Genomic DNA, 17,400 nt, shown 5'->3' with positions numbered 1-17,400 from the left:
TCCTAGTTTGAGTATTTTTGAATCATTGGCAGCACATCTTCTGCCGATTGAGCGTTAATCAGCAATTGAATGTTTTCCGGATCACCCAGCATATTCGTGAGCTGGGAGAGGGCTTTCAAATGGGTGTCATTGTCGATTGCCGCGAGCACGATAATCAGCTGGACTGAATGCTCGGGCCGGTCTGAAAAGGAAACGGCTTGGTTCAGTCTCAGAAAGCTCATGCCGATTTGATTCACACCGTCTTCAGGCCTCGCGTGCGGGATGGCTACATTCGGCGTAATGACGATATATGGGCCCAGTGTCTGAATCGTGGCAATCATGGCATCGACGTATTGCGGGGTAACAGACCTGTCATCCACAAGCGGCTTTGCCGCCATGCGGACGGCATCCTCCCAACAGGGGGCAGAGTCGGCCATCGTTATATGGTTAGGTGTCATTAATTCAGCAAGCATTGGTTTGCGGTTCGCCTCCTTTTCATGTTTGTGCGGCTGTCCTAAATACTCGGTCAGTTCTTGCATCAGCTCTGTTTTATGAATGCCTTCTGCATGTTTTTCGATGATGCTCATGATGTCATGAACACTTGGGTGGAAATGGGCAGCGCTGTTTGAGAGCGCATCTACTTTTTTCAGCAGGCTGATCTTTTCCTTGCTGTTCAGTATGGGATTAACGATGAGCACAGGCACCCCTCTGTCTGGGAGCGGAACAGTTGAGATCAGGACATCAGTTTCAAGCGTCATTGTTTCATAGACACGGCTTGATACGGTTTTCAGAATATCGACATTCGGCAGAAGATCTTCAATTTGGCTCTGTAAAATTTTCGAAGTGCCGATGCCGCCCGGACAGACAATAACCGCTGTTTTTCTAAGTGAGGGCGCGACCCCTTCACGTTTCATCCAGCCTCCGAAATGCATGGCGATAAAAGCTGTTTCTTCACTGCTGACAGGTTTTCTTAATTCTTTTTGAAGGTGATGAACGACTTTTTTCGTTAAGCAGAAAATATCACTGTATTTCGTTTTGATGGAGGCAGCTACATCACTCTCATGAGGAGTGATATCATATTTAATCCTGTAATAAGCTGATTTCAAATGAAGCACCAGATGTTTTTTTAGATTATCCGGGTCCTGAAAAAGCACGCAGGCGTAACGCTGGAAATCGACAATCATTTTGTCCGCGATATCATGTATCGCATCCAGCTCACCTGCAATGAGACTTGAAGCGGGGAACTGACTGATTTTAGCCCCTAACAGATGGATCGTGAAGTAGCACATCTCTTGATCAGAAATAAAGGCTTTTTCCGGCAGTTCCGCCGCCGCCCGAACGGCCGCTTCATATTCCTTCGTTTGCCTGATGGCGTATTGCTCTTCTTGTTCTAGAGTGATTTCTTTTCCCGCCTTTAATCTGATCAGAAATAACGTAAAGTGCACACTTAAGCCCGCGAGAACATGATCAGCAAATTTCATGTGAAGAAGCTTTTCGAAAGTCAGCAGCATAGACCGCATGGTTTGGATCTGCTGTTCACAAGCAGCCGGATCGGGACAAAGATCGGTAACGGCCGCAGTGCTGCTGCTTTTTTGCATGAGCTGATTTGCGTATTCTGCCAGCAGTTTTCGCTTTTGCAGCTCTAATCCTGAGAAGAAATACCCCTTTTCTTTGGTAAAGGAAAGAACGATGCCGAATGTCTTCAGCTTTTCGCGAATATGCTTCATATCCTGAATGGCGGTGTTGCGGCTGACATGATTTTCGTCAATGAAGTTCTGCAAAAGTAACCGTCTGTTTCTCGTTAAAATGCGAAGGATCACTCTTGCCTGCCTTTCTGAGGGAGAATATTCATAGCTTGAATTTGTCAGCGTTTTCATTTCTGATGTCAGCATTTTTTTCGTTTGGTCTTCTAAATAAAATCCTGCTGAACGCCTTCTTTTGATCGGTGTCAGTCCGGTCTCTTTCAGCCAGCCGTTAATTTTTTCAATGTCATAATACAGTGTTCTCCTTGAAATTTTTAATTGCTCCGTTAATTCGCCGCAAGTAACATAGCTGGTTGTGTTGAGAACCTGATGAAGAATGGCTGATCTTCTTTGGTCTAAAGGCATGCCCATCAGCTCCTTATGTGCAGGTGATATCAGTCTGCCGTCCTTCTCTTCGTGCGGGCTTATTTCAATTGTAATGGGGGGCATCTGAATTTATAAGACCAAATCAGTGCAAACGATTTGTGCAAATATGATTCCTGCAAACAAAAAAAGCCAGGCACATGCTGCGCCGGCTTTTAAAAAAACAGTGTCTTTTTGACTAGTTTCTTCTATATAAATAGTCCTTTTATGAACTCGGACGAATCAATGTAAATTCTTCACCGAGCTTTGCATAATGGTTTCCGGCTAATCTGGAAGCCGGCTTTAATTCGTCCGTCAAAATATACCCTTTTTCTGCGTCATACACCTTCTCATCGAGGTGAAAACAGACAACTCTGCCAATAAGCAGATCAGCCGTGGTCACACCATGATCATTGTCGAAGGTGATCTGCCGTTCGAGCTTGCATTCAAAACGAATGCGGGCTTCTTGGATGCCGGGCACTGAAACAGCCGTGCTCTCTACAGAATGGAGAGAGGTGCGTGTCATTTCACTTTCGTCCGGCCCTAAACTTGCCGCCGTTTCATTGATGTCTTCAATGATGGCTTCATCACTGACATGGACGACAAATTCACCGTTTTTTATCGCGTTTCTGGCTGTGTCTTTTTGCCGGCCTTCTGATCGGTTAACAGAAATACTGAGTAGCGGAGGATCTGAGCTGACCACGTTATAGAAACTGAAAGGTGCCGCATTAATTGCCCCGCCTGAAGAAAGTGTTGTAACGAATGCGATCGGTCGCGGAATGACGGCTCCTGACAGCAGCTTATACGTCTCTTTGGCACTAAGCTCTTCTGCTTGAAATATATACACAACAACACCGCCTTTATTGTAAGAGTACCATGATTATAACGAAATCCATTCAAGGAAACCAAATGATGCGGGTTGCATATGCTATGTCATGACATATAACTGATATAGGGGAATTAGAAAATAGGCTTCCGTACGTATGCCGGAGCCTATGATGACAGTTTCATTATTTATATTTCTTTTTGACTACCCAGCAATTGCCGTCTTTCCAGAACTCTTTTTTGCTGTCGTAATCATCTTTTTTGCGATGATGATCATTTTTCCAGCGTTTTTTGTGAGAGCGGTACGACTTTTTGTAGCTGCGAGATTTTCTGTGTGAACAGAATGATTTTTTGTAGCTGCGAGATTTTCTGTGCGAACAGAATGATTTTTTGTAGCTGCGAGATTTCTTGTGTGAGCAGTAAGATTTTTTGTAGCTGCGAGATTTCTTGTGTGAGCAGTAGGATTTTTTGTAGCTGCGAGATTTCTTGTGTGAGCAGTAAGATTTTTTATGGCTGCGAGATTTCTTGTGTGAGCAGTAAGATTTTTTATGGCTGCGAGATTTATTGTGTGAACAGTAAGATTTTTTATGGCTGCGAGATTTTTTGTGTGAGCAGTAAGATTTTTTATGGCTGCGAGATTTCTTGTGTGAGCGGTGCGACTTTTTATGACTGCGTTTTTTTCCACGAGGCTCTTGGTATAAATAAGTTTTTAAACCTTCTTTTTTTGCGGATTTCACCGCTTCTTTGATATCAGAATGGGAATAGTGGCCCAATTGAAATCCTCCTTTTTTTAATTGTTTTTAAGGATGAAGATCCTTACTACACACATAGTACGCACGATTGTAAAAAGTGTATAAGTGTTCCGCTGAGATCTCACAAAAATAAAAGCCTAATTTTGAAGGGGGACTACGGATGAAGAATCAATCAAATTTGCCTCTTTATCAGCTGTTTATTCATCCAAAAGACTTACGGGAATTAAAAAAGGATATATGGGACGATGAACCGGTTCCGGCTGTGTTGAAAGTGAATCAGAAAAGATTTGATATCGACATTGCTTATCGCGGATCTCATATTAGGGATTTCAAAAAGAAGTCGTACCATATTTCCTACTATCAGCCGAAAACATTTCGCGGCGCCCGCGAGGTTCACTTGAATGCGGAATATAAAGATCCTTCCATGATAAGAAACAAATTGTCTCTCGATTTTTTCTCAGAGCTGGGGACGCTGTCTCCAAGGGCAGAATTTGTGTTTTTAAAGGTAAATGGAAAGAATGAAGGAGTGTATCTTGAGCTTGAATCCGTGGATGAATATTATTTAAGGAAAAGGAAGCTGGCGGACGGAGCGATTTTTTACGCGGTTGATGATGATGCTAATTTTTCTCTCGTGAGTGATTTGGAGAGGGAAACGAAGAAGTCGCTTGAGCATGGGTATGAAAAGAAGACAGGGACTGAGGAAGATGATTTTTATTTACAGGATATGATCTTTAAAATTAATACTGTCCCTAAAGCCCAATTTAAAACAGAAGTGACAAAGCACGTGAATATCGATAAGTATTTGCGCTGGCTGGCCGGCATTGTGTTCACCTCAAACTATGACGGGTTTGTCCATAATTACGCTTTGTACAGAAGCGGGGAAACCGGATTATTTGAAGTGATTCCTTGGGACTATGATGCCACCTGGGGCAGGGATATCCATGGGGGGCGGATGGCTGCAGATTACGTAAGAATTCAAGGATTTAATACATTGACCGCCCGCATTTTGGATGAACCCGAATTTCGCAAATCCTATAAGCATCTCCTAGAAAAAACGCTCCAATCTCTCTTTACAATTGAATATATGAAACCAAAAATATTGGCGCTTTATGATCAAATCAGGCCGTTTGTCCTGATGGACCCATATAAAAAGAGTGATATTGAACGTTTTGACCGTGAGCCGGAAGTGATTTTTGAGTATATTAAAAATCGTTCACAATACATCAAAAGCAATTTAAGTATTTTGTGAATCCATGATTATAGGTATTCGCTGAAAATCAGACAATTAGGCTATTGAATTAGTTCAAGAAATAACTGTGACACGTATAAATGCAATATATTTATCATCTATGTATAAATGACTAGGAGGGTAATGAATGAGCAAGAGGAGAACAAAAAATTATTCAAATCATGATATATCTTACTATCATTTTTTGCATTCAATGCAAGATAAAATTGTCACTGTATATCGAGGAGGTCCCGAATCTAAAAAAGGAAAATTGGTAGCTGTAAAATCAGATTATATCGCTTTACAAACTGAAAAAAAAACCATTTATTATCAATTGGATCATGTAAAAAGTATTACAGAGGATACCAATAATAGCACAACAACAATTGAGACGGCAGAAATGGCTGATGCTGATGATTTTCACAGCTTAATCGGACAATTAATGAACCAATCCGTTCAATTAAATCAAGGCGGTCCCGAATCTAAAAAAGGAAGTTTGGTGTGGCTAGGAGACGATTACGCTGCGTTAAACACAAGTGAGGATGGAGTAGTTTATTTTAATATTCATCACATCAAAAGCATAAGTAAACATGAGTCCGCTTTAAATAAAGAAGGACATACGCCAAGTGTCTTGGAAGCTGATAACCTAAACGAAGTTTTTAAGAGTTTAACTCATAAATGGGTTTCGATTAATCGAGGAGGACCAGAAGCAATTGAAGGTATCCTCGTAGATAATGCGGATGGTCATTATACTTTAGTGAAAAATCAAGAAGTGCTTCGCATATATCCTTTTCATATCAAGAGCATCAGCTTAGGCCCAAAAGGCTCTTACAAAAAAGGTGATCAAAAGAAAGAACATGATGATAAAGAAGAAAGCAAAAATGATATAGACCAAAAACAAAAACAAGAAAAAGAGGGGGACAGTAATTCGTTAACATCTTCAAAATCACATAGCTCATCAAGTTCGTCCAAATCAAATAAACTGTCACCGAAATCTTCAGATTATCAATCGTCAAAATATGATCGTTCGTCAGATACCAGCAGTTCGTCCAAATCATATCGGTCACCAAGATCTTCAGATTATCAATCGTCAAAATATGATCGTTCATCAGACACCAAAAGTTCGTCCAAATCATATCGGTCACCAAGATCTTCAGATTATCAATCGTCAAAATATGATCATTCATCAGACACCAAAAGTTCGTCCAAATCATATCGGTCATCAAGATCTTCAGATTATCAATCATCAAAATATGATCACTCATCAGACACCAAAAGTTCGTCCAAATCATATCGGTCACCAAGATCTTCAGATTATCATAGCACCGGAAGCCAAAAGGAAGATTATAGCTATGAAACGATTGTCAAAACGATAGACTATCATTGGAAGCGCAAATTTTAATAGATAATGAAGGTGCATCAATAAAGTGATGCCCTTTTTCTCAATTAAAGGGGGAGAATGGTGAAAGGTTTGAATCAATTTCTTGACACAGATGTTGATGTTGTCATTTCAGGAGATACAAGATTTGTTGGCACACTTATAGATATTGGACAGGATATTTTTGTTATATTTAATGGCTGCAATTATCTTTATATTCCCTTGCTGCATCTCCATCAAATGAACAAAGCAATAATAAATACGAATACTGGGAAACCAATTTTAAGAGATCCGGAAGATACAATAATGCAGACGGAACATAATAGTTTTTCTTACAGAAACACATTAAACAATGTGAAAGGCAAATTTATTGAAGTTTATGTAACTGGGGATCGGTCGATACATGGATATGTTACCAGTGTTTTAAATGATTATATTGTATTTTTTTCACCTGTATTTAAAACACTTTTCATATCTATGCATCACTTAAAATGGTTTACCCCTTATTCAACAGAGCAAACGCCGTACACTCTTGACAACTCTCAATTGCCTGTCGTACCTTCCAGTGTTTCACTTGTACGTAATTTTGAGGAGCAGATCAAAAAATATGTTGGCCAATTGGTTATATTTGATATGGGGGAAGTGCCAGAAAAAGTCGGTCTATTAAAAGATGTATCTAATAATATCATTGAGCTTATTAACGCAAGTGGAAAGTCAATCATTTGGAAGTTAAATCATCTAAAGACAATGCATCTCCCCTAGCGTAGCCTCTACTGAAAATAAACTGCCCTCGAATAGCAGAAGGCAGTTTTTTATTTCATACACTGCTAAAGAAATAACCAACTGATCCAAAAATATAAACATGTTAATGTAAAAAGAACAGTCAGCGGAATGATTAAAATGGTTGTTTTTAAATATTCACCCCAAGAAATACTTTCATCATGCTGTTTTAATATATGCATCCAAATAAGTGTTGCTAATGTTCCTATAGGTAATAATAAGGAACCAATATCACTGCCAATAATATTTGCCAAGTAGATGATTTTTGCTGTAGAAGGATTCAGGCTCATTTCTGTTAAAGTAAAAGTACTGATCATTAAAGCCGGATGATTGTTGAATAGATTCGAAAAAACAGAGGTAGAGATACCCGATACAAAAGTAGCATAGGAGAGGCTTCCAGAAACCATTGGTTTGAAATGATTTACAATTAATTCAGTGAATCCTATATTGTGCAGCCCATAAATGAGGACATACATAGTAAAAGCAAAAATAAAAATGTGCCAAGGTGCCTTGAAGAACAAGTCTCTGGGAGAGGTTTTGAAATAAACCCATCTCCAGGCCAAAAGGATAATTGATCCGATGACAGCGACAAGAGGAACGGAGATACCGGTATATGACGCGGCAAATAAGCTGATTCTGACGAGAAAAACAAATGCGAGTACAAATAACATTATCTTTGTTTGATTTCGTTCCGGTATCGGAGCTGATGGCGAAAGAAGGGGATGGTACCTTCTGTGTCGCAGAGACTGAAAATGGTTCGGTATATCTGGCAGGCTTTTTGGAAGACGTTTATAAAAGAAAATAAACAGTAGGCAAGCCATAAAAATGAGTCCCATCATACTAGGGACAAACATCATGGCAGTGTGCAAATATAAATCCATTCCAATCATTTTGAGAGAAATTAAATTTACAATATTACTTACGCCGATCGGTGCGCTGGAGGCTGTAGCTATTAAAACGCCGCTTATGAGATAAGGGGTTTTTTGATGTTTTTTCAAACCTAAATATTTTAAAACCAGCAAAAGGATGGGGGTTGTGATCAAAACGCTCCCATCATTATTTAGGAAAATGGTCATTAAAAAGCAAAGTGAATTGGTTAACCAAAAAAGCTTGATGCCTGATCCCCTGGATTGTTGGAGCAGCTTTGCAGCCACCCAATAAAAGAACCCAAAACTTTCTAATGCAATGGCCATGATCATAGTGGCAAGAATTGTGACCGATGCACCCGTGACTTTTGATCCTATTTCTCCTAAGTCGGTCAATGACACACTTCCGCATAATAACACCATTAAAGCGCCTATTGTCGCGGGGATAGCTTCATTTAATCCTTTCGGTCTCCAGAAAATAAAAATCATTGTTATGAAAAAAGCGAGCAATGTTAATATACTCGTGAACTGTGTAATATATTTCACCTCTCTATCTATCATTCTAAAATCAAACGATTGTCATACGCTTACTAGTATCCTTGCCAACTATTTGTACTGTATGTATACGTATACTGATATGAAGTTGTACTAAGCGATTATATTATATTAATTAAAATTCCATGAGAATCCCAAAAGAAAAAAGAGTTTGCAAGTATCATTTCAGGTACTTGCATCACTCTCTTTAGTTCTTAACTGCTGACAATTTGAAATATTAATAAATTGCTTCAAAAGCGGATTTTGATTGTCTTTGCGATAGGCGATAACCCATTCGGCATTCAGCTGTATTTTATCTATTGTTCGATAAGTCACATCCAAGTTAAATAATTTTTTAGCTGAGGAGGGTACAAATGTAATCCCGATGCCGGCGCTGACCAATCCAATGACCATTTGATATTCAGTCGCTTCTTGTACAATGTTTGGCTTAAAGCCAGCCTGCTCACAAAATTGGATGAAATCAATGTATAAAGTAGGCCATGCTTCCTTGGCTACAGTAATAATCGGTTCATCTCTCAAATCTTCAATTGTAATGGCTTCCTTAGATGTTAACGGGTGTTGTTTAGGCAAAGCTAAAACACAAGGGCTGCTTTGGGCGATTTCAGTATGCAATGCTGTGTGCTGTAAAGGAGGATGAAGTATACCAATATCAATGTTGCCCTTTAGCAGCTCCTCTTGCTGCCTAAACGAGGATATTTCACGTAATTCTATTTTTACTGATGGGAATTTTTTACGATATTCCCGGACAATCGGCGGCAGAAATTCATATGTAGCTGATCCGACAAAACCGATAACGAGATGGCCGTGCTCGCCGCGAGCCGTCCGCTGTGCCAATTCAATCGCTTGATCAATTTGCATCAAAGCCGTGCGGCAGTGATTTAAAAATATTTCTCCGGCTGCGGTTAGTTCCACAAATCGTTTTGTCCTCTTCAGAAGCGTCACCCCGACTTCTTTTTCCAGCTGTTTGATCTGCTGGCTGAGAGGAGGCTGTGTCATGTTCAGCCGAAGCGCAGCTTTCCCGAAATGAAGCTCTTCGGCAACTGCGATAAAGTATTGAAGGTGGCGAAGCTCCATCAATCATGCATTCCTTTCTTAGGTTAATAATTCGTAATACATATTAATCATAAGTCGAATTGATATTGGAGGTCAATTTCCAAAGAGTGTATAGTGAAACGTATCACAAGATTTATTTAAATTTTTATGTTTAAAATGCATAATAAGGAGTGAGGGTGTTGACAAAAGCAACAAAAGAACAAAAATCCCTTGTGAAAAACAGAGGGGCGGAGCTTGTTGTTGATTGCTTAGTGGAGCAAGGTGTCACACATGTATTTGGCATTCCAGGTGCAAAAATTGATGCGGTATTTGACGCTTTACAAGATAAAGGGCCTGAGATCATTGTTGCACGGCATGAACAAAATGCGGCATTTATGGCGCAGGCTGTAGGCCGTTTAACTGGAAAACCGGGAGTCGTTTTAGTCACATCAGGACCGGGTGCTTCTAACCTGGCAACGGGACTGCTGACTGCAAACACTGAAGGTGACCCTGTCGTTGCGCTTGCTGGAAACGTTATCCGTGCCGATCGTTTAAAACGGACTCATCAATCATTGGATAATGCGGCGTTATTTCAGTCGATTACAAAATACAGTGTAGAGGTTCAAGACGTAAAAAACATACCGGAAGCTGTTACAAATGCATTTAGAGCAGCGTCAGCAGGTCAGGCTGGGGCCGCTTTTGTGAGCTTTCCGCAAGATGTTGTGAATGAAGTCACAAACACCAAAAACGTGCGTGCAGTGGCATCGCCAAAACTTGGCCCTGCACCAGATGATGCAATCAGTGCGGCTATCGCAAAAATCCAAACAGCAAAACTTCCTGTTGTTTTAGTCGGAATGAAAGGCGGAAGACCTGAAGCGATTAAAGCGGTTCGCAAGCTTTTGAAAAAGGTTCAGCTTCCATTCGTAGAAACATATCAGGCTGCCGGGACTCTTACAAGAGAGTTAGAGGATCAATATTTCGGCCGTATCGGTTTATTCCGCAACCAGCCAGGCGATCTGCTGCTTGAGCAGGCTGATGTTGTTCTGACAATCGGCTATGACCCAATTGAATACGACCCGAAATTCTGGAATGTCAATGGAGACCGGACGATTATCCATCTGGATGAGATTCTGGCTGACATTGATCATGCTTACCAGCCTGAGCTTGAATTGATCGGGGATATCCCATCTACTTTGGATCATATCGAACATGATGCTGTAAAAGTGGATTTTGCGGAACGTGAGCAAAAAATCCTTTCTGATCTAAAAGAATATATGCATGAGGGAGAGCAGGTGCCTGCAGATTGGAAATCAGACAGACTGCATCCTCTTGAAATCGTTAAAGCATTACGAAATGCAGTCGATGATAACGTCACAGTGACATGCGATATCGGTTCACACGCGATTTGGATGTCCCGTTATTTCCGCAGCTATGAGCCGTTAACATTAATGATCAGTAACGGTATGCAAACACTTGGTGTTGCGCTTCCGTGGGCAATCGGTGCTTCATTGGTGAAACCGGGAGAAAAAGTCGTTTCTGTCTCTGGTGACGGCGGTTTCTTATTCTCGGCAATGGAGTTAGAGACAGCGGTGCGCTTAAAAGCTCCAATTGTACACCTTGTATGGAACGACAGCACATATGACATGGTTGCATTCCAGCAATTGAAAAAATACAATCGTACATCTGCAGTCGAGTTCGGAAACATCGATATCGTGAAATATGCGGAAAGCTTCGGGGCAACCGGTTTGCGTGTCGAATCACCAGACCAGCTGGAAGATGTTCTGCGTCAAGCCATGAATGCTGAAGGCCCTGTTATCATTGATGTCCCAGTTGACTACAGTGATAACGTTAATTTAGCGAGTGACAAGCTCCCAAAAGAATTTGGAGAACTGATGAAAACAAAAGCTCTCTAGCACTCTGCGCACCAAGACACTGTTTTCGAAGAACAGCACATTACTAAAGGAGTGAAGGGAATATGAAACAAGAAAGCAACATTCAAATGCTGAGCCGCGGCAAAAAAGAACAGCCCGTTAGCCAAGTTTATCAAGTATCAACAATGACTTCTCTTTTAGACGGGGTATATGACGGCGATTTTGAACTGTCAGATATTCCGAAATACGGAGACTTCGGTATCGGGACTTTTAACAAGCTTGATGGAGAGCTGATTGGATTTGACGGCGAATTTTACCGTCTTCGTTCCGATGGCACTGCGACGCCTGTGCAAAGCGGAGACCGCTCTCCGTTTTGCTCATTTACGTTCTTTACACCGGATATGACGCACAAAATTGATGCGAAAATGACACGTGAAGAATTTGAAAAAGAAATCAACAGCATTCTGCCAAGTAAAAACCTATTTTATGCCATCCGGATTGACGGATTGTTTAAAAAAGTGCAGACAAGAACGGTGGAACTGCAAGAAAAACCATATGTGCCAATGATTGAAGCGGTTAAAACACAGCCGATTTTCAACTTCGACAACATCAGAGGCACAATCGTTGGTTTCTTGACTCCTGCTTATGCGAACGGAATCGCCGTTTCTGGCTATCACCTGCACTTTATTGACGAAGGACGAAATTCAGGCGGACACGTCTTTGATTATGTGCTTGAGGATTGCACGGTTACGATTTCTCAAAAAATGAACATGAATCTCAGACTTCCAAATACAGCAGATTTCTTTAATGCCAATCTGGATAACCCGGATTTCGCCAAAGATATCGAAACGACTGAAGGAAGCCCAGAATAAAAAAAGCAAGCCCGCACATGTGCAGGGCTTGCTTTTTATTTGGCACTTTACCTGATTTTAGTTAAAATAACATTAAAATGATAAAGGTGTGGGTCTCATTGAAAATACTGGTTTTGGCTGTTCATCCTCAAATGGAAACCTCAGTCGTCAATAAGGCGTGGGCAGAGGAATTAAGTAAACATGACAATATCACTGTACGGGAGCTTTATAAGGAATATCCGGATGAAGCCATTGATGTTGCCAAAGAGCAGCAGCTGTGCGAGCAATACGATCGCATTGTGTTCCAATTCCCGCTTTATTGGTACAGCTCTCCGCCGCTTCTTAAAAAATGGCAGGATCTTGTGCTGACATACGGCTGGGCCTTCGGGTCAGAAGGGAAAGCTCTGCATGGCAAAGAGCTGATGCTGGCTGTTTCCACAGGAAGCGAAGCGGAAAAGTATCAGGCGGGCGGAGGGAATCATTATTCAATCAGTGAGCTCCTGAAGCCGTTTCAGGCGACAAGCAATCTGATTGGCATGACATATCTCCCGCCATATGTGTTTTATGGCGTGAAATACGCAAATGCTGAGGATATTGCGATCAGTGCAAAACGGTTAGCTGATTATATCCAGCAGCCTTTTTCTTAAAAAAGAAACGCCCTGTCCGGATTGGGACAGGGCTTTCTCTATTAAAAATCGGGTAATTCAGATAGGTTATTATCCTTTATGCCGTCTGGTTCACTTCGTAAAATGTCACGTCCGTATTTATGAAATACATCAACGTGAGCGATCTTTCCCGCTTTTGCTTCCGATAGCGCAGTGGGATAGTCCAGTTCTCTTCCTGTGTTCGTTTTCACCGCGATAATATTGTCTTCCTCATTTCTTCTGACCGCGATAATTTCTTCTTTTCCGGACGTATCAACTGGCTGATCGATATTTGTTTGCTTGGATTTATACGATTCATATGCCGCTTCAAATTGATCCATTTTTCCACCTCCATCCTTTAACGTAAACAAAAATGCTGTTGATCATGTATAGGTTTCGACACGGCATACGACAATATTTCCTGAGAAATATTGTCGTATGCGACAATTCAATCCATAAAGCGAAGAAAAAAGAGATTCCGTTCTGTAAACGGAATCCCTTTCGGTTATTTTGTCATCTGCAGGTCCTTTGTTTTGATATAACCTGTCTTACCGCCGTAATCTGCATAGACCCAATCAAAGTCAAAGCCGCCTTTTTTTGTTTTACTCCAGCCTAAAAAAGATACGCTTGTGTTAGCCGGGAGTGTCTTGATGCTTTTTCCTTCAGCGGATGTATATGCTTTCGTCTTTGTTTTGGTTTTTACCGTTGTTGCTGCCTTTACAATGTAATGAGTGGAGACAAAGCCTGTCTTTCCGTTTTTGTAATGAACCTTTGCCCAATCAGCGTTTGAAAACGAAATGAGCTTTAAGCTGTCGCCCAGATGGAGTGTGTCGGCTTTAGCGCTTGAAGCGGAGGCCTTTGTTCTGACATTCAGAGCCTCTGCTGAAACCAAGTATGAATCAATCGGATAGCTGTATAAATCATCAATGCTTACGTTTGTTTCTGGCTGTTGTGCATGAATTGTGTTTGCGCCGCCGGCAGAAGCCGCAGTTATTCCGGCTGCAAGTGCAAGTGTAGACAGTATTTTCGTGGGTTTGTTCATTGCGTTCCTCTCCTCACATAAGAGAAATAATCATTTCTATTATTCCTTTCACGTTTTGGCCGGTTGCTAAACATAAAAAAGGATCAGATAAAGATCTGATCCTTGGCATTATTATTTCGTTTCCAGTTTCAGAGGCGCTGATATTGTTTTCTTAACTTTCTTTCCATGTAAAATCTGATCCGCTGCTTCCGTTGCCAGTTTACCGATCAATTCAGGCTGCTGAGCGACAGTGGCTGAGAGCTTACCGTCTTTAATCGAAGAAATGGCATCCTTATTTCCGTCAAAACCGACGACTAAAATATCTTTGCCGGAGCTGTTAATCGCTTCGAGAGCTCCAAGCGCCATTTCATCATTATGAGCGAAAACCGCTTGGATATCCGGGTGTCCTTGGAGCAGGTTTTCCATGACAGTCAGGCCTTTAGTGCGGTCAAAGTCAGCTGATTGTTTTGTGACAACGTCCAGCTTTTGATCTGCGATTTTGTGAAAGCCTGAACCGCGTTCCCGTGTAGCGGAGGCACCCGGAACACCTTCAAGCTCCGCTACCTTAGCACCTTTTCCAAGCTTGTCTGCGATGAACTCTGCGGCCATTTCTCCGCCTTTTACATTGTCTGAAGCCACGAGGGTTTCTATTTTGCCTTGTTCAGCGGACCGATCGATGGAGACGACAGGCACACCGATCGAATTTGCAGACTCTACTGCCGTTGAAATAGCCGAAGAATCAGTTGGATTAATTAACAGGGCATCAACGCCTTGCTGAATTAAGTCCTCCACATCACTTGTCTGCTTGGAGGAATCATTTTGTGCATCGACGATGATGACCTTCATTCCGCGCTTTTCCGCTTCTTTTTCAATTCCCTTTTTTAAAGAAACAAAAAAGGGATTGTTAAGCGTTGAGATCGACAAGCCGATGGTAAATTCCTTTTTCTTATCTGAGTTTGATGACTTCGCCCATTGGGGAGGCTGGAGCGAACAGGCGCTCAATACAAACAGTGACAGCGTCAAAATGACGGATACAGCCTTTTTCATGTAAAACCCTCCTATGCTGACTTTTTGCGGTCTAATAATACCGCGATTAAAATGACAATCCCTTTAACAACCAGCTGATAAAATGATGAGACGCCAAGCAGGTTGAGTCCGTTATTGAGTGTGCCGATAATCAGCACCCCGATTAACGTTCCGACAATGCGCCCGCGGCCCCCGGAAAGACTCGTTCCGCCTAAGACAACCGCCGCGATGGCATCCAGTTCATATGATTCTCCAGCTGTCGGCTGTGCTGAGTGGAGACGGGAAGTCAAAATCGCGCCGGCAAGGGCGGATAATAGACCGGCTAAAGCATAAATCATGACTTTTACACGTGTGACTTTTATGCCTGAGATGAGTGCCGCTTTTTCATTGCCGCCAATTGCGTATGTCCGGCGCCCGAACGGCGTTTTGTGTAGCAGCACCCAAAGGATAACAAAGGCGAGAACCATTGTAATTGCAGGTACTGGAATTCCTAAGAAATAACCGCGGCCGAACAGCTGAAAGGCATAGTTAGTGCCAAGCCCTGTGATCGGGTTTCCGTCTGTATACACAAGGGTAAGTCCGCGGAAGACAGTCATGGTCGCAAGCGTCGCGATAAAAGGGGCCATTTTCCCTTTTGTGATTAACAGTCCGTTGATCATCCCGAGAAGAGCGCCAATCAGACAGCCTATGATGACGGCGAGAATCGGGTCGACACCAGATACAATCATACCCGCGACTAAGGCGCTGGACAGGGCGAGAATAGCCCCGACAGAAAGATCAATGCCGCCAGTTAAAATAACGAAGGTCATGCCGAATGCGATCAATCCGTTAATCGCTACCTGCCGAAGCAGGTTTAAAATATTCAGAGGCTCCAGGAAGCTCGGGTTTAAAATCGATACGATCATAACGAGAATAAATAAACCGAGAAACGGGCCGAGCTTCTGCATGACGCCATCGAAGTGAATCTGTTTTTGTTTTGTTTGCTTCAGTTGTTCCGTTTTCATGTTACCGCCCTCCCGTGGCAAGTGTCATAATTCGTTCTTGCGTCGCTTCACGCGCTTCGATGTCTCCGCTGATTCTGCCTTCATGGACGACGATGATTCTGTCACTCATCCCGAGTATTTCCGGCAGCTCTGATGACACCATAATGATGCCGACACCGCGTTCAGTGAGCTCGTTCATCAGCGTATAGATTTCCCGTTTCGCACCCACATCCACGCCTCTTGTCGGCTCATCCAATATGAGCACTTTTGGGCCGATACCGATCCATTTGGCAATCACGACCTTTTGCTGGTTGCCGCCGGACAAATGGCGCGCGTGCGTTTCTGGTGAAGCCGTTTTGATGGTCAGGCGTTTTATGAGAAGGTCTACAAACTCTGCTTCCCGCTTGTGATCAATGATGCCCTTTGGAGAAAAACTGGCCAAATTGGGCAGCGCAATATTTTCCCGAATCGATGTGTCGAGCAGCAGTCCTTCATCCTTACGGTTTTCCGTAATAAAACCGAGCCCTTTTTTCACAGCATCATACGGATTTTTAATAGCAGTCTTTTTTCCTGCAATCCAAATCTCACCCGAATCGAGCCGGTCAATGCCAAACAGTCCTCTCATTATTTCTGTTCGTCCGGCTCCCATTAAACCGGAAACGCCGACAATTTCACCGGAACGGACATAAAAGCTGATATCTTCAAAGCTTCCTTTTGAGGAGGCGTTTTTCACCTCAAATATTTTGTCTCCGAGTGAAGGGACGCGTTTAGGATACCGTTCCGTCAGCTCACGTCCGACCATTTTTTTCACGACCTCGTCAAAATTGGTTTCTGAAATGTTTGTTGTATCAACGGTTTTTCCGTCACGCATAATGGTGATTCTGTCGCAAATCGTAAAAATTTCTTCCATTCGATGTGAAATGTATACAATGGAAACACCGTTCTTTTTTAAAGCTGTAATGACGTCAAACAGCTTGCTGATTTCCCGTTCAGTCAAAGCCGCGGTAGGTTCATCCATAATGATCACCTTGGCATTTGTCATGAGCGCTTTTGCGATTTCAATCATCTGCTGCTGTCCGACGGAGCATTCACCCGCTTCTTGATCAAGTGAAAGAGAGACGGATAGTTTATCAAATTGTTCTTTTGCTAGCGCTTTCATTTTTCTGGTTTGTAAAATACCAAATTTCGTTGACATTTCTTTTCCGATAAATAGATTCTCAAGTACGGACATGTCCGGCCAGATATTCAGTTCCTGATGGATGAAGGCGATTCCGTGCTGCTCAGCTTCCTTCGGATTGGAGAAATACGTCTCGTTACCATTTATGGTGATCCGTCCTTTGTCCAGTTTGTGCAGACCAGTCAGGATGTTCATCAGGGTGGACTTGCCGGCGCCGTTTTCTCCCATCAGTGCGTGAACTTCGCCAGGCTTGAGCTGAAAAGACACACCTGAAAGCACCTGGTTTTTTCCGAATGCTTTATGAATGTCATTCATTTCGATTTGCAT

The 17,400-nt window shown here is 42.3% G+C and carries 16 protein-coding genes; 6 read left to right on the top strand and 10 right to left on the bottom strand.

Annotated elements, in window-relative coordinates; all coding sequences use genetic code 11:
- Window positions 1-2: 2 nt before the first annotated feature.
- The 3 genes from MTN95_RS18500 to MTN95_RS18490 all read right to left on the bottom strand — a co-directional run bounded on the left by MTN95_RS18500 (window position 3) and on the right by MTN95_RS18490 (window position 3,682).
- A complete protein-coding gene (locus MTN95_RS18500) occupies window positions 3-2,087 on the bottom strand; it encodes a BglG family transcription antiterminator (protein WP_248339648.1) in 2,085 nt (694 codons plus the stop codon).
- Between the two features lie 223 nt (window positions 2,088-2,310).
- Window positions 2,311-2,931 (bottom strand): flavin reductase family protein, encoded by a 621-nt coding sequence (locus MTN95_RS18495; RefSeq protein ID WP_248339647.1) that lies wholly within the window; start codon window positions 2,929-2,931, stop codon window positions 2,311-2,313.
- A 163-nt stretch (window positions 2,932-3,094) separates the two neighbouring features.
- Window positions 3,095-3,682, bottom strand: a complete 588-nt coding sequence (locus MTN95_RS18490; RefSeq protein WP_248339646.1) for a CotG/ExsB N-terminal domain-containing protein — start codon at window positions 3,680-3,682, stop codon at window positions 3,095-3,097.
- A gap of 139 nt (window positions 3,683-3,821) precedes the next feature.
- Between MTN95_RS18490 and cotH the strand changes: the two genes are divergently transcribed.
- The 3 genes from cotH to MTN95_RS18475 all read left to right on the top strand — a co-directional run bounded on the left by cotH (window position 3,822) and on the right by MTN95_RS18475 (window position 7,029).
- The gene (gene cotH / locus MTN95_RS18485) at window positions 3,822-4,910 is read left to right on the top strand and encodes a spore coat protein CotH (protein WP_248339644.1); all 1,089 of its coding nucleotides are present in this window, start codon (window positions 3,822-3,824) and stop codon (window positions 4,908-4,910) included.
- A 127-nt stretch (window positions 4,911-5,037) separates the two neighbouring features.
- Window positions 5,038-6,291 carry a spore coat protein CotH gene (locus tag MTN95_RS18480; RefSeq protein WP_248339643.1) on the top strand — a complete coding sequence of 418 codons (1,254 nt, stop codon included), beginning with the start codon at window positions 5,038-5,040 and terminating at the stop codon, window positions 6,289-6,291.
- Window positions 6,292-6,351: 60 nt separating this feature from the next.
- On the top strand, window positions 6,352-7,029 hold the full coding sequence (locus tag MTN95_RS18475) for a DUF2642 domain-containing protein (RefSeq protein ID WP_227598643.1): 678 nt from the start codon (window positions 6,352-6,354) through the stop codon (window positions 7,027-7,029).
- Between the two features lie 65 nt (window positions 7,030-7,094).
- Here the strand turns inward: MTN95_RS18475 and MTN95_RS18470 are convergent, their stop codons facing one another.
- Both MTN95_RS18470 and alsR read right to left on the bottom strand, forming a co-directional pair.
- Window positions 7,095-8,423, bottom strand: coding sequence for an arsenic transporter (locus tag MTN95_RS18470; RefSeq protein WP_105954055.1), 1,329 nt, complete (start codon window positions 8,421-8,423; stop codon window positions 7,095-7,097).
- A 210-nt stretch (window positions 8,424-8,633) separates the two neighbouring features.
- The gene (gene alsR, locus MTN95_RS18465; RefSeq protein WP_024123080.1) at window positions 8,634-9,542 is read right to left on the bottom strand and encodes an acetoin biosynthesis transcriptional regulator AlsR; all 909 of its coding nucleotides are present in this window, start codon (window positions 9,540-9,542) and stop codon (window positions 8,634-8,636) included.
- Between the two features lie 158 nt (window positions 9,543-9,700).
- Between alsR and alsS the strand changes: the two genes are divergently transcribed.
- The 3 genes from alsS to MTN95_RS18450 all read left to right on the top strand — a co-directional run bounded on the left by alsS (window position 9,701) and on the right by MTN95_RS18450 (window position 12,869).
- Window positions 9,701-11,413: an acetolactate synthase AlsS gene (gene alsS / locus MTN95_RS18460; protein WP_059292400.1), complete on the top strand. Its 1,713-nt coding sequence runs from the start codon at window positions 9,701-9,703 to the stop codon at window positions 11,411-11,413.
- Window positions 11,414-11,475: 62 nt separating this feature from the next.
- Window positions 11,476-12,243, top strand: a complete 768-nt coding sequence (gene budA / locus MTN95_RS18455) for an acetolactate decarboxylase (RefSeq protein WP_227598616.1) — start codon at window positions 11,476-11,478, stop codon at window positions 12,241-12,243.
- A 98-nt stretch (window positions 12,244-12,341) separates the two neighbouring features.
- On the top strand, window positions 12,342-12,869 hold the full coding sequence (locus MTN95_RS18450) for an NAD(P)H-dependent oxidoreductase (RefSeq protein WP_044159591.1): 528 nt from the start codon (window positions 12,342-12,344) through the stop codon (window positions 12,867-12,869).
- A 41-nt stretch (window positions 12,870-12,910) separates the two neighbouring features.
- On the opposite strand, the gene MTN95_RS18445 is transcribed toward MTN95_RS18450, so the two are convergent.
- The 5 genes from MTN95_RS18445 to MTN95_RS18425 form a co-directional block, all read right to left on the bottom strand.
- A complete protein-coding gene (locus MTN95_RS18445; protein WP_024123076.1) occupies window positions 12,911-13,207 on the bottom strand; it encodes a DUF3892 domain-containing protein in 297 nt (98 codons plus the stop codon).
- Between the two features lie 164 nt (window positions 13,208-13,371).
- Window positions 13,372-13,908 (bottom strand): SH3 domain-containing protein, encoded by a 537-nt coding sequence (locus MTN95_RS18440; protein WP_024123075.1) that lies wholly within the window; start codon window positions 13,906-13,908, stop codon window positions 13,372-13,374.
- 111 nt (window positions 13,909-14,019) lie between these two features.
- On the bottom strand, window positions 14,020-14,934 hold the full coding sequence (rbsB, locus tag MTN95_RS18435; protein ID WP_248339642.1) for a ribose ABC transporter substrate-binding protein RbsB: 915 nt from the start codon (window positions 14,932-14,934) through the stop codon (window positions 14,020-14,022).
- Between the two features lie 11 nt (window positions 14,935-14,945).
- On the bottom strand, window positions 14,946-15,917 hold the full coding sequence (gene rbsC, locus MTN95_RS18430) for a ribose ABC transporter permease RbsC (RefSeq protein ID WP_024123073.1): 972 nt from the start codon (window positions 15,915-15,917) through the stop codon (window positions 14,946-14,948).
- A 1-nt stretch (window position 15,918) separates the two neighbouring features.
- Window positions 15,919-17,400: a sugar ABC transporter ATP-binding protein gene (locus tag MTN95_RS18425; RefSeq protein ID WP_248339641.1), complete on the bottom strand. Its 1,482-nt coding sequence runs from the start codon at window positions 17,398-17,400 to the stop codon at window positions 15,919-15,921.

Origin of the sequence: Bacillus sp. 2CMS4F (genome assembly GCF_023161785.1) — a bacterium.
Classification (GTDB): domain Bacteria; phylum Bacillota; class Bacilli; order Bacillales; family Bacillaceae; genus Bacillus; species Bacillus halotolerans.
The sequence above is the reverse complement of the archived record's forward strand: the minus strand, read 5'-3'. Positions and strand labels throughout refer to the sequence as shown.